The 18,626-nt window shown below is 59.7% G+C and carries 15 protein-coding genes; all 15 read right to left on the bottom strand.

Annotation, left to right across the window (positions count from 1 at the left end):
• Positions 1–67: 67 nt before the first annotated feature.
• Positions 68–478: a hypothetical protein gene (locus tag CAG41_RS28135; RefSeq protein WP_139834945.1), complete on the bottom strand. Its 411-nt coding sequence runs from the start codon at positions 476–478 to the stop codon at positions 68–70.
• 7 nt (positions 479–485) lie between these two features.
• Positions 486–917, bottom strand: coding sequence for a hypothetical protein (locus tag CAG41_RS28130; RefSeq protein ID WP_139834944.1), 432 nt, complete (start codon positions 915–917; stop codon positions 486–488).
• Positions 918–971: 54 nt separating this feature from the next.
• Positions 972–1,502: a hypothetical protein gene (locus tag CAG41_RS28125; protein WP_139834943.1), complete on the bottom strand. Its 531-nt coding sequence runs from the start codon at positions 1,500–1,502 to the stop codon at positions 972–974.
• Between the two features lie 516 nt (positions 1,503–2,018).
• Positions 2,019–2,849 carry a M48 family metallopeptidase gene (locus CAG41_RS01315; protein ID WP_085706633.1) on the bottom strand — a complete coding sequence of 277 codons (831 nt, stop codon included), beginning with the start codon at positions 2,847–2,849 and terminating at the stop codon, positions 2,019–2,021.
• On the bottom strand, positions 2,833–5,487 hold the full coding sequence (locus tag CAG41_RS28735) for an SH3 domain-containing protein (protein ID WP_139834942.1): 2,655 nt from the start codon (positions 5,485–5,487) through the stop codon (positions 2,833–2,835). The genes CAG41_RS01315 and CAG41_RS28735 overlap by 17 nt, the downstream gene beginning before the upstream one ends.
• Positions 5,488–5,538: 51 nt before the next feature.
• The gene (gene tssI, locus CAG41_RS01310) at positions 5,539–7,581 is read right to left on the bottom strand and encodes a type VI secretion system tip protein VgrG (RefSeq protein ID WP_085706632.1); all 2,043 of its coding nucleotides are present in this window, start codon (positions 7,579–7,581) and stop codon (positions 5,539–5,541) included.
• Positions 7,582–7,602: 21 nt separating this feature from the next.
• The gene (locus tag CAG41_RS01305; RefSeq protein ID WP_085579016.1) at positions 7,603–8,610 is read right to left on the bottom strand and encodes a serine/threonine-protein kinase; all 1,008 of its coding nucleotides are present in this window, start codon (positions 8,608–8,610) and stop codon (positions 7,603–7,605) included.
• Entirely contained in the window at positions 8,607–9,335 is a 729-nt protein-coding gene (locus CAG41_RS01300) for a PP2C family serine/threonine-protein phosphatase (protein WP_085579018.1), read from the bottom strand. The genes CAG41_RS01305 and CAG41_RS01300 overlap by 4 nt, the downstream gene beginning before the upstream one ends.
• On the bottom strand, positions 9,335–12,874 hold the full coding sequence (gene tssM, locus CAG41_RS01295) for a type VI secretion system membrane subunit TssM (protein WP_085706631.1): 3,540 nt from the start codon (positions 12,872–12,874) through the stop codon (positions 9,335–9,337). The genes CAG41_RS01300 and tssM overlap by 1 nt, the downstream gene beginning before the upstream one ends.
• Before the next feature lie 13 nt (positions 12,875–12,887).
• Positions 12,888–13,763 carry a type IVB secretion system protein IcmH/DotU gene (gene icmH, locus CAG41_RS01290; RefSeq protein ID WP_085579022.1) on the bottom strand — a complete coding sequence of 292 codons (876 nt, stop codon included), beginning with the start codon at positions 13,761–13,763 and terminating at the stop codon, positions 12,888–12,890.
• A 5-nt stretch (positions 13,764–13,768) separates the two neighbouring features.
• A complete protein-coding gene (tssK, locus tag CAG41_RS01285) occupies positions 13,769–15,100 on the bottom strand; it encodes a type VI secretion system baseplate subunit TssK (protein ID WP_085579025.1) in 1,332 nt (443 codons plus the stop codon).
• Positions 15,101–15,102: 2 nt separating this feature from the next.
• Positions 15,103–15,603 (bottom strand): type VI secretion system lipoprotein TssJ, encoded by a 501-nt coding sequence (gene tssJ, locus CAG41_RS01280; RefSeq protein ID WP_085706630.1) that lies wholly within the window; start codon positions 15,601–15,603, stop codon positions 15,103–15,105.
• Positions 15,604–15,608: 5 nt separating this feature from the next.
• Positions 15,609–16,805, bottom strand: a complete 1,197-nt coding sequence (gene tagH / locus CAG41_RS01275; protein ID WP_085706629.1) for a type VI secretion system-associated FHA domain protein TagH — start codon at positions 16,803–16,805, stop codon at positions 15,609–15,611.
• 18 nt (positions 16,806–16,823) lie between these two features.
• Positions 16,824–16,964, bottom strand: a complete 141-nt coding sequence (locus CAG41_RS01270) for a type VI secretion protein (RefSeq protein WP_085579031.1) — start codon at positions 16,962–16,964, stop codon at positions 16,824–16,826.
• A 138-nt stretch (positions 16,965–17,102) separates the two neighbouring features.
• A complete protein-coding gene (locus tag CAG41_RS01265; protein ID WP_085706628.1) occupies positions 17,103–18,623 on the bottom strand; it encodes a sigma-54-dependent Fis family transcriptional regulator in 1,521 nt (506 codons plus the stop codon).
• Between the last annotated feature and the right edge of the window lie 3 nt (positions 18,624–18,626).

Here is an 18,626-nt window from a genome sequence, read left to right as displayed (position 1 = left end):
ACCTGAGAAAGGCGACATATCCAATCCGCCGCCTCGATCATGCAGATTTATAAATAACTTCAATAAATCACTTAACAACCTCAGAACAACTAAGTTCTTTAATAAGTGCGCCGACCACTGGAACAATACAGCGTCTACGTTGCTCTCCCGTAGGCTGAAGAGGCGTAACGCTAAGTATCATATGAACGCCATCCTCCTGCACAGTAATATCTTCGAAACCAGCATCGGCAAAGTCCGAGCCAAATTTTTTACCTTCAAACTTACAAAAATTTGCGGAAGATAATACTTCCCAATTTTTATCTGGGCTGATCACCTGGACTTCAAGACATGAATCATTGAATGTTTTTACATATCTGACAACATTATCACCAATACGCCCCACTCCGACTTCAGAAACGGGACCAATATCAGGAACGGCTGCTGCGGCACCACCTAGAAAAAATACACAAAACACTGGAGCCAACTTGAACAAATTCATATAAATATCACCTCAAATAATCAACGCGCTTATTAAACCGTTCCACAGGCACATTGCCCCATTTGGAACGATCACCAATTACCGCAGAAAATGCAGCCAGATCATTATTTGTCATATGCCTCTGTATGAGTGCCCTTGCATCCCCAGTATAATCACCTCGGTAGATTAAATCGATTGCCATATCTTGAATTTTTGGATTCATCGAGTCCCAATTCAAATGACCATAAAGATGAACCACATCAGACTTATCCGAAATCCTAATAACTTCGCTTTTCATAAACTCGTAAACCGGAACAAAAAGCTTATACTGCTGTTTCCTAGTTATATAGTTTTTCCGAATTCCTGGGCTTGCACTATTCAAAATATACGGGACAGACCTATTTAAACGCCGCACCAAAATCAAAGCCGCTGAGCGCAACACCACAAATAAAACTGTCACCTTTTCTCCAATTTACGAAAAAATAAGTCCACCCCGTTCTTCTGAATTCCTTCGCTAATCAACAGCACCACAAATACCATCGACTAGTTTAGGGCGGATGCCCTTTTTCCCATTTATCTTCCAAGCAGCCAATAATTTACTTTCGCAGAATTTTCTTGTTCCCGCATCATAGTAGAATGCAACAACATCGCTAACGACAGCGCCTAGACTTAACGAAAAAACATTGACCTTATAATAAACATCCGGCACCGCCCCCGCGCCATCTCTATCTATTTCAGCTGCACTTACAAACTCACACGGAGCGCCATCATAAGCCCCATACAGTCCGCCACTAGAGTATATAAATATAGAGCAATTTTTAATACCATCCTCAAACACCACCGCACTTACATATGCATCATCAAACCCAACCGTGCCACCGGGCAAAGAATGAACGTCTTTTAGTTCAACTTCATTATCTGCTGAGATCTTCAACTGTATTTTTTCAGGAAGATCTACTAATTCCGGGCCGCTGACTCTACTGCCCCCATATGCTAAAGCGATACCAATTACATATACAAAAAACAAAGTAGCCATTCTCTTCATGATGGACGGCTCATTGCAAATTGCACGATCACGTGCTGTCTAGGGGTACTCAAATCCATAGTAAGACTTGTATCGTTAGACTCACTTAGGAACCGATAAATATATTGTGCATAAGCCCTGTCCTTCATGATAACCATTGCTATCTCCGTAAACTACTGAAGAAACAGCACCTACCATTACCGGAGTAAAAGGCTTATCGCAATGTCCATTCATATTCATCGAGCCAGACTGATTTATAAATGTCGAAACCCAAAAAAAGCCGCCGCTATCACAAGCATTGTAAGGGTCACTTTCAATTAAATTCGGATCATATCGCGGAGCCCAACGCTGCAGAACGCCAACTACTCCAATAACCTGGTTATTAGCATTGCGTAGAGTTGGATCCTTCTAATAGTGAGTAGACGAAGCCGTAATTCTAGGAAATATACGGGACAGATCTATTTAAACGCCGCACCAAAATCAAAGCCGCTAAGCGCAAAACCACAAATAAATCTTTCACCTTTTGTGTATAGCTAATTAATTAGCCCTATCAAAAACTCGCTGTGGGATTTTTGACTTTTTATTCATGGACACCATTAGTCTTTTGTATTCAGAGTACTGTTTTTGTGCGTCACTTTGCCTACCAATCATCCAATTTGAGTCCGCCAGATTCAGCCAGGCTACAGCTCGTTTAGGATCCGCACCAACGATATCGTTCAGAAAAGGAATAGAATCTAATGGCTGATTATTTTGCTGCAGAAAATAGGCGTAATCATTAATTAACAATACGATCTCACTCGACTCTCCATTCCCAGCCAACCAAGATCGCTGGTAATTTTCTGCATAAGGCGCCAACTCAAAAATAGCTTGTTGTTTTTCACCTTTTTTAAATAACGAAACAGCATCAGAGTGAGCAAGCGCTGCCATTACTGAAAACACATGCTTATACTTCTTACCAGTCTGCGGAATTTCTTTATAGCCATCAACCAGATTACTATCTAAAGAACAGATCCCAACGTAATCTACGTCCGCGATAACTATACCTCCAGCAACCGTATTAACTTGCAACAGTCTCCCACGAGCTTGCTCATCACTATAACTATTAAATTCGGTAGAAAACGGTGAGAGTTCCCCTTTAAACCCCCCTTCGACAGCCTCCAAATTTGCAGAGAGCGCACAGTTTGCAGAGGGCGACTGCTTACCCTCACCACCACTAGCCATTACTACTAAAGAGGTGCGCCCGTGAACTTCCGTTATCGCGGCACTTCCTGATGATGAAACATACAATGAAAGCCTCTCTTGAGAGCTTGAACTCATTGAGAAAAAAAGCGCCCAAGAAATCAGAACAAACTTAGTAGCCACTTTCATCTTTTAGGATCCCCTGTGCTTTCGGCTTTTCTAATACAAAACGATCCGCAACACCTTGTTGAACAGCCGAAGAGTTACCGGAAAAATAGGCAAGCTGGCCGTTGAGTGCCCCTCCAACTATTTTTCTTCCTCGTTCATTATATATAGCATCAATGAGCTTTTCGTCATAGGCCTTTGTTTCTTCGTGGGGAATACCAAGGCTATTTATTGCTTTGACAATCACAGGGTTATTTGGCCCATGATGGACCGCGGTAGACCAAACCACATCGTTAATAGTATGCGAGTGATATCTTAGATCTATACCAGTTTCCGACATCACTTTCTGAATCTGCACATCATAGTGGGTAGCTCTAATATAGCCATGTTCTACATCAACGAAATCCTGCCCTTTAGTTTCAACAAGTTCCTTCCATTTATTAGTGAATGCGGCAGAGCCTGGCGTGAGCCCGTTAAATTCACTCCCCCATGTCATACCACTCCAATTTACAAAAAGTTTAACCGTCCCACCTATAATGGTCGTGAAAGTGCCATCAGGATTCTTAATCTTTCTCTGGCTGGTCATCTGGTAAGCGCCATAGGATACGCCACCAGCATCTCCCTGTCCTCCCGATACAACAATTGATCCGCGGCCTCCTGTTTCATAGAAGCTGGACAACGTACCTAAATCGTAATCACGCCTCATTCGGGAAACATAAAAATTACTCAACAGGCCTACTGGATGAAAATGCCAAATCATGCCGTTGCCAGTAACTACTTGCTTGCTGGCCAACTGTGACCACCAAGACAATTTCTCTATTCGTTTTTTCTCCACAACCCAGTCTGGATTGACAACACCTGGAGACTCCTCCATAAGAGGATCTAGCTCAGACCACTTCTCCTCCTTCCACAACCATTCGCTTTCATACTTTGTGATCAACTGTGAAATTGGTTGTGCGACCCAAAATTTTGCAAGCGCAGATTTGATTTCCTGCACTGACAACTTTTCATCCGAATCAGTATTGACGACCTTGTAAAGCCATTCACGAACGGGACCACCGTCAGCTGCATTCATCTGAGCGCTATAATTTTTAGACTCTGATTCGGTTAGCGCATTTTGGGTATCCAAGTGCCCCGCCAGATTCTCAGCATTTGTGATCGTTTCTTCTAGATATTGAAAACCGACCCACTCCCATCCGCTATGCACAGTTGTTATTAAAGTTTGCTCACGCAACCAGCCATTCAGTGGCTGACCTTCTCCATCAGCAAATTTACCGTCTACTCTCCACCAATAAGAATCGGAACCATTGGCCCCGGTCTTAATTTTACGATCTGCGGACAATCTACCTAGAGTATCGATAGGAAGGATTGTATCAAACCCAACTTTAGGCGTGTTGGCTGAGGCCACAGGGGGATGACTATTATTGACTCCATCCGAATGCGGAACTATTTGACTTGCACCAGCATGAACCTTTAAAAGTTTCTTTTGGTCATCCTGCAACCCAGCTCCTATGGGTTTGCAACTGTCTATAAAGGCAGGAACATCATCACAACTAAAAACTTCTAAATGCAACACATCCCTTGCAGCCTCACCGCTATTTTGATACTTTCCAACGTATCCAACTCTCTCCCCAGCTTTTATTTTTACAGGCACAGGAAGTACGAAAACATCTCCCGCTGGCAACTGGGGTTCATTAAGCTGTTCCAACGACTCGGCATATATTTTTCCAATCCCGGAAGGATTCACATTACTTGTTAATTTCGGTACAACCTCTCCGGAAACAACCTCGATTAATTTTTTATATTTACCTGGGCCCTCTACTACTTTTACTTGCGTTTCCGCTGGTAGAAAACCGATGATTTTTCCTGAGATCAGATCGCGTAAGTTTGCCCCGTTTTTATATTCTGGAATCGGATCCTTTGCCTCCTTGTCAATAAAATATTGATTTCCAGAAAGATGCTTCATCTCCTTTTTAAAGACCCATCCGCTACCAGTTTCTAAACCCAAAACATTGGGTGAGACACTTTCTATTTCCAACCATTTTTGTGTACTAGGAGCTGACTTCACCGTGACCGTAGTGCCTCTAGGCAGCACAGCCAATTCGGCGCTTGCCGAAGAAGCCTCACTGCGAACACGAAGGCCCAGCACTGAATCCGGCGCATCAGATTTCACCCTGGACAAACCGCCCCCCCAAAAGGCTGGCCTTTTGAGTGTTGGCTTTTCCTTATAGGTTTTCCAATCTAGAAGGTGCATGTAAAGGCTATAAAAATTGAGGCTCGGGGCTACGGACTGAGGGCTTGACGCCGACGCTGAGGGGGCACTTGCAGAGGGTGGCATCAGCGTATGTTTGACCAAAACGAAACCAGTCGAGAACTGTGCCGATGGTGTATCCGAATAATCCGAAGTGGGGTAAACATCATCAATCCTGTAGGCAACTACCTCTCCGTCAGCGATGCACCTCACCTCTGTCAGCTCTTTCACTAGCCCGGTATCTTCATCAAAGTGAATTCCACCGTGCCAAAGACCGTTACCTCCTACTGGGTAAAAACCAGCTTTGGCTTTAGCAAGCGCATCGTAGTATTGCTGTGAATCGGTCGCTTCGGCTGTCCCTACTTTCAGGGGATACGACCATTTTTGAACTTTGTTCGTTGTCTCTGTCATTACCAATTACCTGAATTCTGATCCCTGGTGGCTTGGATTGCCGTCGATGTCTTAACCGGAAAAATTGAGCATGCGCTTTGGCTTGCGTTTGATTTTTTCCTCAGGCGCATTCACCAACGCCTGATCCATCAAACTCCCCGCCTTATCCTTATCCGCCGCCCCCGGCAGCACCGGCGGCTTGATCCCGATCCCGGTGCCCGAGCCAGCCGACCCGCCGGCATTGATCTTCACGACCGGCCCCACCACGGTCACGCCGCCGCCGTCGAGCTTGATGAAGCTGCCGCCGCCCTGGATGGTCAGTTCGGTGCCGGCTTCGATGACGATCTTGTCGCCGGCCTTGAGGTGGATCTCTTTGCCTGCGCTGGTCAGTTGCGCGGTGCCCAGTTTCACGTGCTGGTTCTGGCCGACGGTCAGGTGGTCGTCCATTCGCGCTTCGATCTTGCGGTCCGCGATGGTCGTGCGGTGCTCTTCAGCTTTCACCTCGGTATAGCTGTTCTTCACCACCGTGTCGTGACGTTCATTCCCGACGCGGATTTTCTGGTCGTGTTCGATGTTTTCGTCCCAGTCGCGCTGGGCGTGGATGTAGATCTGTTCGGCGCCTTTCTTGTCTTCGATGCGCAGTTCGTTGTACCCGCCGCCGCCCGGGGAGCTGAGGGACTTGAAGACGCTGCGGGTCTTGTTCGCCGGCAGGGCGTAGGGCACCGGGTTTTCCTTGTGGTACAGGCAGCCGGTGACGAGGGGTTGGTCGGGGTCGCCTTCAAGGAAGGTGACGAGGACTTCCATGCCGATGCGCGGGATGGAGATGGCGCCGTAGCGGTCGCCGGCCCAGGCGCTGGAGACGCGCAGCCAGCAACTGGTCTTGTCGTCGGCCAGGCCTTCGCGGTCCCAGTGGAACTGGACTTTGACGCGGCCGTACTGGTCGCAGTGGATCTCTTCGCCCTTGGGGCCGGTGACGGTGGCGGTCTGGCTGCCGAGCACGCGGGGCTTGGTGTGTTCCAGGGCCGGGCGGTAGAAGACGTCCCACGGGGTGGCGAGGAAGCGGTTGCGGTAGCCCTGGTGGAAGTCGTCCTTGTTGTCGGTGGTGTCGCTGGTCACCGACTCTTCGAGCACTTGCGGCTGCTTGCCTTCGTGGACGATCTCGGTGAGCAGCCACAGGTCGTTCCACTCGCTGCGCGGGTGGTCGGACAGGGCCATGAAGTGGCCGCTGACCAGTTTGGTCTGGTCGCCCCGGCCCTCGGCCTGGCGGTAGTCGACGCGGTGGCGTTCGAGGGCGCGCTGGCTGAGGAACTTGCCGCGCGCACGGTCGAGGAAGCGGCCCGGGTAGTCGTAGTCTTCCAGATCCGGCTCTGTGCTTTCTCCGTCCGGCTTGTAGGCCGCCTCCAGTTGCAGGCGCGGCTTCTCGAAGTCGTAGTCGCGGCGGGTGACGCGGCCGGTGCGGGTTTCCAGGCGCAGCTTGAAGCCCTTGATCACCGGCTCTTCGGCGACCATGCCGCTGCCCTGCACATACGCGGTCGGCTGGCCGAGGTCGGGGAACACGGTCTGGTCGTCGCCGAACACCAACAGGTGGCCCTTCTTGCTGTGCTGGAAGTGGTAGTGGATGCCCTCCTCCTCGCACAGGCGCTGGATGAAGTGCAGGTCGGTCTCGTCGTACTGGACGCAGTAGTCGCGGTCCGGGCACTTCTGGCTGAGCTGGAAGCTGTAGGCGTTGGCTTTGATGCCGTGCTCGTCGAGGATCAGCGCGATGATCTTCGGCACCGACATCTGCTGGTAGATGCGCTGGTTGGTGCGGTGATGCAGGTACTGCATCTGCGGCACCAGCGACACCTTGTAGCGGGTCAGGCGCTTGCCGGCGTCGCCCTGGGCGACGCGGTAGATCTGGCCGTGGATGCCCGAGCCCTGCGGGTCGAAGGCGAGGAAGGCCTGCTTGTGCAGGAGCTGCTCCAGATCCAGGTCGGGGTTTTCGCTGACCAGTTCCAGGTCGAAGCGGAACGGCTGGCTGATGCCTTCGGTGCCGGTGAACGACAGCACTTGCAGGTCGCCCACGTAGTCTTCGACGGTGAGGCTGAAGTGGGTTTCGTTAGCGGGGTTGAACATAAAGGGCTCCCTGTTCGAATGTCATCCGTGGCGCCGCAGCGCCAGACGCTGCAGCCAGGACGGATCGGCGCTCAGTGCTTCATGCAGTTGGCGGGCAGTGACGGTGCGCTGCGCCGCGTCGAAGGCCAGCGCGGTGCGCAGCGCGGGCCAGCAGTGTTTCGGTAGGTTGTCCGGGGCCTCCAGGCCGCGGTCCAGGCCTTCGTCCCGGGCCTGGGTCGAAGGCAGGCGACGGAACGGGTGTTTGCCGCCCGCCAGCTCGTAGATCACGCAGGCGGCGCCGTACACGTCCGCGCTGGCCGACAGCGGCCGGCCCTCCAGCAGTTCGGGGGCGGCGTAGCCCGGTGTCCAGGCATTGAAGCGTTCGCGGCTCAGGTGCGGCAGGCCGGGCAGCACGCCCTCTTCGGCTTGACCTAAGCCGAAGTCGAACAGGCGCAGGCCGTCTTCGCTGAGCATCACGTTGCTCGGTTTCATATCGCCGTGCAGCACGCCGCGGCGGTGGGCGCAGGCCAGCGTGTCGAGCAGCGGCAGCGCAATGTCGCGCAGTTCTTTCCACGGCAGGCCCAGGGGCCGCTCGCAGAGCAATTTGTCCAGGGTCAGGCCACGCATGAGTTCCATGGTGATGAAGGCCCGCTGGCAGTCGGTGTCCACTTCGAACGTGTGCACGCGCACCACGTTGTCGTGGCGCAGGCGCCGGGTCAGGGCGAACTCGCTGTAGAGCAAGGCGCTGGCGTCCGGCGATTCGGCGAACTCTTCGCCGAGGATCTTCAGCGCGATGTAAGGGTCGGGATCGCCGAACTGCTCATGCAAAAGGTCCCGCGCCCGGTAGACGGCGCCCATGCCGCCGGCCCCGAGCAGGCGCTCGAGGTGGTAGCGGCCCGCCAGGATCTGGGGCAGCTCGCCGATGCTGGCCTTGGTCGGCGCCAGCGCGGGCTCTGCCTTGTGGGACTTGGCGAAGGCGAAGTAGGTCAGGTTGTTGGCCTGCTCTTCGCTCATGAGCAGGTCGTCGACCGAGGATTCGAGCCCGTTCATTGGCGCACCACCACGGCGGTCAGGTTGTCCCGCGCGGCGCCGCGCAGGGCGCCGTCGAACAGGCGCTCCAGCGCCACATGCGGCGCGCTCAGGCTCAGGGCGTTGCCCATCGCGTCGCTGCTCAGGCCCTGGTAGAGGCCGTCGCTGCACAGCAGGAACACGTCGCCCGGATACACCTCAAGCTCCAGCACATCCAGGGTCAGTTGTTCGGCGGCGCCGACCGCCCGGGTCAGCGCCTGGGCCGCCGGGTGCGCGGCGGCCTGTTCGGCGCTCATCTGCTGCTCGTCGATCAGTTGCTGCTGCAGCGAATGATCCTTCGACAGTTGATACAGACGCTGCCCGCGCCACAGGTAGCAACGGCTGTCGCCGGCCCAGATGCACGCCGCGCGGTTGCCTTCCACCAGCAGCGCCACGACGGTGCTGCCCATGATGCTGTCGTGGCGGCCGGCGGTGACGGTCAGCTCCTGCCCCAAACGCCGGTTGAGCCAGTGCAGGCACTGGCGGATGGCCTTGAGGCGTTCGTCGAAGTCGTCCTGCTGAGGCAGTTCCGCCAGGCTGGCGACGATCAGCTGGCTGGCGACGTCGCCGCCCTGGTGCCCGCCCATGCCGTCGGCGACCGCCCACAGCCCCTGCTGCGGACAGTCGAGGAAGGCGTCCTCATTGCGCGAACGCACCTTGCCCGCGTCGGTGCGGGCCGCGCTGCGCCAAGGGCTGGCCACCAGCATCAGAGCTGCACCGGCATGCGGAAGGTGCGCAGCACGCTGAGGTCGAACGGGTTCGGCGTGCGCTGGCTGGTCAGCAGGTAGTTGGCGCGCAGGCCGCCCACGTCAGCCTTCAGCACCAGCACGTCGCGGCCGGTCAGGTATTCCGTCTGCATCAGGTCGAACAGGCGGAACAGCGACCAGGGGCCGGTGTTCTTCTCGATGCCGATCGGGCGGCCCGCCATCTTGTCCATCACCAGGCTGGTGCGGCCGTCTTCAGCGTCGGTCGGCCACTTGAAGGACATCGGCAGGATCGGGCCGTGGCGGTATTCCATGACCTTGTCGCCGAACTTGAACTCGGAGCGGCTGACCGCCGGATCCAGGGTGTACGGCTCCAGCTTGAACTGCACCTGCGGCTCGGCCGGGTTGATCGAGAAGAAGCTCTGGCGGATCACCAGCGCCGCGGCCATCTGGTCGAGGTAGACCTTGGACACCGGCAGGCTGTGGCCGTCGACGCTGCGCATCCGGTAGTTGCCCGGATCGCCGCTGACGAACGGACGCATGTAGGTGTCGAAGAAGCGGTCGACGATGCCCTGGGCCTTGAAGAAGTCGCGGAAATCGCTGATCGCCACGTCGCTGGTGCTAGTGGCGCTGAACGGATAGCGCTTGCTGATGGTCTTGCCGTACACGCTGTACAGCTCGTTCTGGTAACGGCCGTTGAGGTACTGGTAGGCGTCGTTGAGCACCAGGCGCCAGGAGTCCTCGGCCAGCACGTTGAACCACACGCTGAGCGGACGCGGCAGGCGGCCGGAGGCGTTGCGCAGGTTGGTCAGCGCATCGCGCTGGCCGCTCATGCGGGTCTTGGCCATCTCGAACGAGGCTTGTTCCGGCGAGCTGGAACGGGCCAGGCTGGCCAGTTGCAGTTGCAGGTCGTTGAGCGCGTTGAGGGCCGGGGTCAGGTCGGCGGCCGGGCCGTTGTTGTCGTCCAGCAGACGGTGCAGCGGCTCGAAGCGGCGTTGCAGAGACTTCTTGGCGGTGTCCGGCAGGTTCTTCGCCACGTTCATGGCCGACGCCTTGTCGGCCACGGCGGAAGCGATCTTGCCGACCTTGCCCAGCTTGCCCTTCTGCCCGGCCAGCGCATCGGCGGCGTCGCCGGCTTCGTCCACCGGCTCGGCGACCACCGGGAAGCGGGTGTTCTCGCGCACTTCCGACAGCAGCGCCAGCACCGGCGAGTTGGCCGAGGTCAGGCCCGCCAATTGCTCGGCGCCTTCGCCGGCGTCGTTGATCGGCGGCAGGGCCACCTGGCCGACGGCCTCGCTCCAGTAGTTGGCGTAGTCGCGGAAGTACAGCTGCTCCAGCTCGACCATCAGGCGACGCAGGTCCATGTCGCTGATGCCCGCGCCTTCGCCCAGCACCCAGTTGTCACGCAGGATGTCGGTGACCAGCGCCGAGCCCTGCACCGAGAAGTACTGCTGATAGCCCTGCAGGGTGTAGAACCCCGGGATCACGTACTCGGTGCCGATGAACAGCGAGCCCTGCGGGCCCAGGTGCTGGCTGAAGCGGTAGTCCGGCAGGTTGCGCGCCTGCTCGCGGAGCATGCGGTACACCACGGCGGCCAGGGATTCGCTGCGCAGCACCTGACGGGCCTGGGTCACCAGTTGCTCGTTGAGCGGGTAGATGAACGGCTGTTGCAGCAGACGCTCCAGGTGAGTGGTCAGGCCGTTCTGCACCGCGGTGTTGCCGGAGTAGCGCATCGACCAGTCGTTGGCGACCCAGTCCTTGAGCCACGCGGCGTCGCGGCGGTCCTTCATGTTCAGCATCAGGTACGCGCGCAGGCTGTTGATCAGCTTTTCGCGGTCCTTCATGTTGGCGCGGATCTGCCCTTCGAGCTGGGTCGCGACCCGTGGCAGCAGTTGCTTCTCAAGCTCGCGCTCGTAGGCTTCCTTGACCACCGGGTTGACGTCGGAGCCCTGGTACAGGCCGAAGCGCTCGTGGTACGACACGTCGCCCTTCTTCGGGAACACCTGGGTGGCGGCGTAGCTGGTGTCGAGGGTCTTGAGCACGCCCATCGCGTCGTCGCGCGGGCTCAGCGCGGTGCGCTGCTGCGTCCAGTTCTGCGCCAGCGCACGGAGGTTCTCCAGGCGCTCGTAGTTGGCCGAGAAACCACCGGTCCAGAGCATGCCGAACAGTGCCAACGCCCCCAGCGCGCCCACGTACAGGGCACGCTGGCCCCAGTGGATGCGGCTGCGCTCGCGCTTGTCCAGGCCGGCCAGGTCGGCCTCGGGGAAGATCACCCGACTGAGCAGGTGATGGATGAACCGCGAACGGCCGCTGCGCAGGGTCGGCAGCACGCCGGCGCTCATGCCCAGGCTGGCGCCGATGCCGGCGGTGGCGGAGTCCATTTCCTGGGTCAGGTGCGGAGCGCTGATCAGGTAGAAGCCGCGCAGTTGGCTGGCCCGCTGGTAGCGGTTGCCGGTGAACGCCATGTCGACGAACAGGCACATGCGCTCGCCGATCTGGCCGAGCTGGTGCGGGAAGTCGAGGATGCGGCCGCGGCGCTGGGTGTCGCGCTCGGAGTGCATGCGCATGATCACCTGGCTGTTGAGGCGACGCAGCAGCTCTTCGAATTCACCGCGCAGCACGGTCACGTCGGTGCCGACCTGATCCTTGCGGAAGCTGGTGCCGAGCACCTGGTCGCTTTCCTCGCGGGTCAGCTGGTCGAAGAATTCGTCGAAGCCCAGCAGCTTGTCGGCCTTGCTCAGCACCAGATACACCGGCACATCCACGTGCAGCTTCTGGTACACGTCCTGCAGACGGCCGCGCACCTGGCGGGCCAGGGTCTCGATGTCCTGCTCGCTGCCGCCGGTGAGGGTCTCCACCGGGATGGTCACCAGCACGCCGTTCAGCGGACGGCCGCGGCGGCGCTTGCGCAGCAGCTCCAGCAGGGTCGTCCAGGCGCTGCCGTCGACTTCCGCGTCCGGCTGGCTCATGTAGCGCCCGGCGGTGTCGATCAGCACGCCGTGGTCGGCGAAGTACCAGTCGCAGTGACGGGTGCCGAGGGTGTCGCGGGTCAGCTTGCGGTCGATCTTGTTGATCGGGAATTCCAGCCCGGAGAAGTCCAGCAGGCTGGTCTTGCCGCTGCCCTGGGGGCCGATCAGCAGGTACCACGGCAAGTCGTTGCGCCAGCGCTCGCTGCGGCCACGGTACAGGCTCGAGGTCTTGAGGGTCTTCAGCGCATCACGAAAGCGCGCCTTCAGTTCCTTCTGCTCTTCGTCGATCAGCTCTTCGCGGCGGATGCGGTCCTGGCCGTCTTCGGTCTCTTCCACGGCCTTCTTGCGGATCCCGGCGCGCCAGCTGACGAAGACCATGGTCAGGCCCCAGATCAGGAACAGCACGCTGATGGTCAGCAGGCGGGAGGTCGAGCCTTCCCAGAACTTGTAGTCGGCCACCGCCAGCAACGGCCCGACGAACCACACCAGCAACGCCACGAACAGCACCAGCAGCAGGGTCCAGACCCAGGTCTGGCGCAGGAAGGCGCCGACTTTCTTGAAAAACTTTTTCATCACACGTCCCTGTTTACGGCTGCGACTGCGGCGCCGCCGCGGCCGGATCAAACGGCTGATAAGGTTGCAGAACGGTGTCGCGCTGCTCGCCCAGCACCCAGGCGAACCCCGAGAACATCATCACCAGACAGACGAAGGTGAACAGCACCACCATCCACGCCGGCACGATGCGCACCAGGTTGCGGCGCTGGTCGTTCAGGCCTTCCCACTGCGGCGACAGCTCGCGCGGCACGTCGCCGCGCAGCTGGCGGATCTGCCGGTAGAGGGCGTCGCGGATGCCTTCGAGCTCCAGCATGCCGCGGGCCTGCACCCGGTACTTGCCTTCGAAGCCGAGGGACAGGCACAGGTACATCAGCTCCAGCATCGGCAGGTGCTTGACCGGGTTCTTCGACAGCCGGTCGAGCAGCTGGAAGAACTTCTCGCCGCCGAAGGTCTCGTTGTGGAAGCTGCTGAGCAGGCTCATCTGCGACCACTCGCTTTCGTTGCCCCACGGCGTGGTCACGACGGCTTCGTCGACCACGGTGCAGAGCACGTAACGGGCGGCCATCACCTGGCTGCTTTCGGCGCCGTTGTGCAGGGCCCGCACCTCGAACAGCTTGAGCCCGGCGGTCAGGCGCTCGTTGAGCGCGTACAGGTCTTCGCGGGTTTCGCTGTGCTTGAGCCGCACCACTTCCGACAGCAGTTCGGAGGACGCCGCCACCAGCGAATTGAGGCTGATGTTGAAGGCTTCCGCCGGGCGCAGGCGCGCGGCGTAGATCATCCGTTCTTCCAGTTGCTCGAAGCGCGGCGGCGCAGCGAAGTCGGTCAGCGGACCCGACGCCGGGCCATGGCCCTGACGGTCGAGCAGGACGGTCTTGTCGTCCTGGTTGTGTTCCATGTCCTTGATCATGTCGGTCAGTTCCTGATGGCCCAGAATTTCAGTTCAAGCTCGGCGAATTCGCCGGACACGTGGAACGCGAAGCCGCCGGAGCGCTCGAGCTGCGCCAGGTCTTCGGAACTGAGTTCGAGGATGAAATAGGTTTTGTTCGAGTGGAACGCGATCTGCCGCGGGGCCACCGGCAACGGTTTGACCTTGATCCCCGGCAGGTGCAGGTTGACCAGTTGGCGAATGCGCTCCACCGGGCCGACCTTGAGGTGCGCCGGCAGGCGGTGGCGCAATTCTTCGGAGTCGCAGTTGGCGCTGGCCGCCAGCACGAACGAGGCCGAGCCGAGCAGTTTGTGGTCGTGCAACGGCGACACGATGATCCCGTACTGGCGCGCCTGCAGGATCAGCTCGATGGCGTGCTGTTCCAGCACCATCGACAGCACCTGGCGGATCGATTCCATCAGCTTGCGGAAGCTTGCGCCCTGGTCGGCGTGGGAGTAGCGGCTGTCCAGGCGCGGGCGCTTGTTTTCGCTGGAGAACGTCGCCAAGTCGCCGAGCATGGTCAGCAGCGTGCGGTACAGCTCTTCCGGGTGCACCTGCTCCAGGCCCAGGTAGTGGCGCAGCAGCAGTTCGGTGCGGTTGATCAGCTGCAGCATCATGAAGTCGCCGACTTCCGCGCCGCCCACCTTGCCGTTGGAGCGGATGCGCTCGGCGATGGTGTCGCCCCGGTGGTTGAGCATGCTGATGACTTCTTTCAGGCACGACAGCAGGTAGCTGGAGGCGTGGGCCTGGATGTAGGTCGGCACGAAATCCGGGTCGAGGCTGATCACCCCGTCCGGCGTGGTGTCGAGCACGTCGCAGATCTTCAGCTTCACGTAGGCCTGGTCGCTCTGTTGCTCGCCGAGCAGCAGCTTGAAGTCCGGGCGGCCGCAGCTGACCTGACTGGCCGAATCGTCGCCGGCGTTGGAGTCGGCCACTTCGGTCTCGTAGGCGGTGTAGCGCGCCAGCACGTCGGACTGCTCCGGACGGCGGGCCTCGATGTGGTTGCCGGTGACCAGCGGCAGCGCCAGGTAGATCGGCGTGTTGCCGGTGTTCGGCGGCACGTCCAGGGCCAGCGGCTCGGTGTTGCCGCCGAGCTCGAACAGGCTGCCGTCCGGCAGGATCCCCGAGGCTTCGCTGATCACAAGCTTGCCCATGTTGAGGAACTGCAGGTCGATCTCAAGGTTCAGGAAGCCCCAGGTGTAGCCGCCCAGCAACTGGGTGCGGGTCTTCATCTGGTGGTCGTAGTAGCGGTCGTTGTGCTGGAAGTGCTGCGGACGCAGCAGCATGCCTTCCTGCCAGATGACTTTATGGGTATTCATGGTCAGTCACCCGCCTTGGCCAGCACGTCATGGGTATTGCGGATGCCGGCCTGATCGAGGGTCAGGTCGACGTCGTTGATTTCCACCGGGGTGATCTGCACCGTGTGGCGCCATTGGGCGTCCGACAGGTCGCGGTAGGCGGCGAGGATGCCGACGTAGCGGCTGCCCTCCTCCACGCTGAGCTTGAGCTCGACGGTTTCGCCCGGGCGCAGCTCCAGTTCTTCGCTGGCCACCAGGTCCGGGTTGAGGGATTCCTTGGCGCGTTCGTAGAGGCTGAAGAAGTCGGCGTTTTCGAAGGTCACCGGGTGCTTGAGCTCGAACAGGCGCACCACGATCGGCGAAGGCCGGCCATTGAGGTCCAGGTTCAGCTGATCGCTGCCGGTCAGCTTCAGGTTGACCTTGGTCATCGTCGAATACGGCGTCAGCGACGAGCAGCCGGCCAGCAGCACCAGCGCGGCGAAGGCTGTCAGCGTCTTGAGAAAAGCGGTCGAGCGGCGAGGCATGCGCATCATCCTTGAAGATCGGTGTGTAGGGTGGAGATCAGGCGGATCTGTTCTTCGTAGGCCTGGGCGAAGTCGCGGGCCAGCAGGCGCTCGCTCCAGTCGTCGTCCTGGCGCAGCGCCTGGTGGTAACGGCCGAAGGCTCTCCAGCGTCCGCCAGAGGTGGCGATCAACGGCTTGTTGTCGCGCTCGAAACGCAGGGTCAGCTGCTCCGGCGAGAAGTGCTCCAGGGTGCCGCGCACCGCCGCACGGCTGGCGGTCAGCAGGGCCACCTGATGCGCCTGCAAGTCGCGGAACGCACGGGACACCGCCTGCGCCGCCGGCAGGTGCCCCGGCTTGTGCGGCTGCAGCAGCATGCCCAGCGCTTCGCCGGCATCCACCGCGAACTTCAGCGGGTTCTTGTTGGTGCCCTGGGCGGTGGTCTGGGCCAGGCGCAGTTCGTTCTTGAGCTCCGAACGGGTGCGCAGGCTCTGCTGCAGGCCGCCGATGCTCTGCTTGAGCAGGCGCGCCGCGTTCAGCGCCAATTCTTCGCGCTCGTCGTGGCTCAGGCCTTTGAGGTCCACGCCCAGCGCCGCGCCGAAGTGTTCCCAGAACCCTTCGCTCTGGCGCTCGACGGCTTTCGGCGCCGGGGCCGGCTCAGGCTTGGCCGGCTCGCTGATCAGCTCCGGCACCATCAGGCTTTCCATGTCGATGCGGGCGTAGTCGGCGCGCTGACGGGAGTCCTCAGGCTTGGTGTTGGGCGCCAGCAGCTCTTCGATCTCCGAGTACACGCGCTCCTGCTGCTCCAGCGCGTTGAGCGGGTCGAGGTCGAGGAAGGCGTCGTCCGGGATGATGCTGCCGGCGGCACGGGGGCGCCCGGCTTCGCCGTCGAAGGTCGCCGGGTCGCGCACCAGCCGCGCGCGGATCTCGAAATCGCCCAGCACGTAGGTGCTGCCGTGCTCGATGCGCACCGGCTCGCCTTTGTGCAGGCGTGCGCCGCTCTCACCATCCTGCACGCCGTTGCTGCTGGTGTCGGTGAGGAAAAACGTGCCCTCGCGGTAGCTGACGATCGCGTGGTGGTTGGACAGGTGCCGCTTGCGATCCGGGATGATCCAGTCGCAGTCCTCGCCCCGCCCGATTACGCCGCCGGCCTGCTTGAAGGTCTTCTGGCACAGTTCGGTGGGCACGAACTGCTTGGTGTTCAGCATTTCGAAAACCAGTTCCATGTTTGATGCTCCTTGCGGTCACTTGCCGCGATTGGCCGCCTGCGGATCACCCAATGGGCGATAGTCCTTGTCGTTGTATTTGTAGTTGCCGCTGCAGCCGCCGAGGCCGCATAGAACGACGAGGGTCAGCAGGACGGCTTGCCAGTGACGTACAGGCATCAGAGGGTCTCCAGGTGTAGACAAAGCACAAAGCGCCGACCCTTGCGGGCGGCGCTGAAAGAGGTGTTCGGGGTGCTGGCGAAGGCTCTGCATCGGGGCCTTCGCGCCACCCTCGGTGAGGATGCAAGCCATTGCAGGTCAGCCATCGAAGTCCCCCAGATTGATGTTCAGGCGGCCGAGCCGGTACAGCAGCGTGCGCCGGGGCAGGCCCAGTTCGCGGGCGGCCAGGGTCTGGTTGCCGTCGTTCTTGCGCAGGCAGTCGAGCAGCAGCGTGCGCTCGACCCGCTCCAGCCGTTCGCGCAGGTTCAGGCCGCTGTCGTCTTCCGGCGGCGGTTCCAGGCGCAGGGAAAAATGCTCGGCCAAAAGTTCGCCGCCCTCGCATAGCAGCACCGCCCGCTCGACCAGCCCTTTGAGCTCGCGCACGTTGCCGGGGAAGCTGTAGCCGGACAGGTGCTCCAGCGCCGCCTCGGACCAGCGCACCGGATCGCGCTGCAAGAACGCACAGGCCTTGTCGGCGAAGTGCCGGGCCAGGTCGAGGATGTCGCCTTCGCGGTGACGCAGGGCCGGCAGTTCGATCGGGAACTGCGCGAGGCGGTAGTACAGGTCTTCGCGGAACTTGCCTTCGCTGACCAGCACCGACAGGTCGCGGTGGGTCGCAGCGATGATGCGCACGTCGATCTTGTGGGTGTCGTTGGAGCCCAGCGGCCGGATCTCGCTTTCCTGCAACACGCGCAGCAGCTTGGCCTGCAGCGACAGCGGCATGTCGCCGATCTCGTCCAGCAGCAGGGTGCCGCCGTTGGCCGCGTCGAACAGCCCGGCGCGGTCGCGGTCGGCGCCGGTGAAGGCGCCCTTGCGGTAGCCGAACAGCTCGCTTTCCAGCAGGTTTTCCGGGAACGCCGCGCAGTTCTGCACGATGAACGCCTGGGAGCGGCGCGGGCCGCAGTCGTGGATCGCCCGCGCCACCACCTCCTTGCCGGTGCCGGTCTCGCCGCGCAGCAGCACGGTGTAGGGGCTGTGCAGCACCTTGCCGATCAGCGAGTAGGTCTGGCGCATCGCCGCGCTCCTGCCGATCAGGCCGTAGCCGCTGATGCTCGGAACGCTGCGCAGGGCCGGTTCAGTGGCGCAGGCCGGTTGCCGCAGGCGTTGCAGCAGGTGCAGTTGGCCGAGCACGAACGAGCCGAGCTGGCCGAGGGAGTCGGCGAAGCCTTGCAGGTCGGCATGGCGGCGGCTGGCGCACAGCAGCAGCCCTTCGACCGCCTTCTGCGGGTTGACCAGCGGCACGCACAGCAACGACTGCCACGGCGCAGAGGTCGCCGGCAGGAAGCTGGTCTCGTGCAGGCTGCCGCTCAGTTCGCTCAGGCACACCACGCGGTTCTGGCACAGCGCGAACTGCAGCAGCTGTTCGCCGTTGTAGTCCGCCGGCAGGCTCGCCGCCTCGCGCGGCTGCAGCACGCCGTCGAGGCATTCGGCGTTCATCCCAAGGCACGTGTGCGTGGCGTCGAGCAGGTACAGCTGCGTCAGCTCGCAGCCGCTCAGTTCCGCCAGGCCGCGCACGAACTCACCCAGCAGCGCAGCTCCGTCCGCCGCCCGCGACAGGCTGGCGAACTGCGCCAGCAAGGCTTCGGCATAGAGCAGCGGCTGCGGCACTTGAGTGAACATCAC

Source organism: Pseudomonas sp. B35(2017), from assembly GCF_002113645.1.
Lineage (GTDB): Bacteria > Pseudomonadota > Gammaproteobacteria > Pseudomonadales > Pseudomonadaceae > Aquipseudomonas > Aquipseudomonas ekonensis.
The sequence above is the reverse complement of the archived record's forward strand: the minus strand, read 5'-3'. Positions and strand labels throughout refer to the sequence as shown.

Excerpts from the sequence above, each read along its gene's own strand:
- CAG41_RS28135 (WP_139834945.1), bottom strand. The coding sequence starts at position 478 with ATGAATTTGTTCAAGTTGGCTCCAGTGTTTTGTGTATTTTTTCTAGGT.
- CAG41_RS28125 (WP_139834943.1), bottom strand. The coding sequence starts at position 1,502 with ATGAAGAGAATGGCTACTTTGTTTTTTGTATATGTAATTGGTATCGCT.
- CAG41_RS01315 (WP_085706633.1), bottom strand. The coding sequence starts at position 2,849 with ATGAAAGTGGCTACTAAGTTTGTTCTGATTTCTTGGGCGCTTTTTTTC.
- CAG41_RS28735 (WP_139834942.1), bottom strand. The coding sequence starts at position 5,487 with ATGACAGAGACAACGAACAAAGTTCAAAAATGGTCGTATCCCCTGAAA.
- tssI (WP_085706632.1), bottom strand. The coding sequence starts at position 7,581 with ATGTTCAACCCCGCTAACGAAACCCACTTCAGCCTCACCGTCGAAGAC.
- CAG41_RS01305 (WP_085579016.1), bottom strand. The coding sequence starts at position 8,610 with ATGAACGGGCTCGAATCCTCGGTCGACGACCTGCTCATGAGCGAAGAG.
- CAG41_RS01300 (WP_085579018.1), bottom strand. The coding sequence starts at position 9,335 with ATGCTGGTGGCCAGCCCTTGGCGCAGCGCGGCCCGCACCGACGCGGGC.
- tssM (WP_085706631.1), bottom strand. The coding sequence starts at position 12,874 with ATGAAAAAGTTTTTCAAGAAAGTCGGCGCCTTCCTGCGCCAGACCTGG.
- icmH (WP_085579022.1), bottom strand. The coding sequence starts at position 13,763 with ATGATCAAGGACATGGAACACAACCAGGACGACAAGACCGTCCTGCTC.
- tssK (WP_085579025.1), bottom strand. The coding sequence starts at position 15,100 with ATGAATACCCATAAAGTCATCTGGCAGGAAGGCATGCTGCTGCGTCCG.
- tssJ (WP_085706630.1), bottom strand. The coding sequence starts at position 15,603 with ATGCCTCGCCGCTCGACCGCTTTTCTCAAGACGCTGACAGCCTTCGCC.
- tagH (WP_085706629.1), bottom strand. The coding sequence starts at position 16,805 with ATGGAACTGGTTTTCGAAATGCTGAACACCAAGCAGTTCGTGCCCACC.
- CAG41_RS01270 (WP_085579031.1), bottom strand. The coding sequence starts at position 16,964 with ATGCCTGTACGTCACTGGCAAGCCGTCCTGCTGACCCTCGTCGTTCTA.
- CAG41_RS01265 (WP_085706628.1), bottom strand. The coding sequence starts at position 18,623 with ATGTTCACTCAAGTGCCGCAGCCGCTGCTCTATGCCGAAGCCTTGCTG.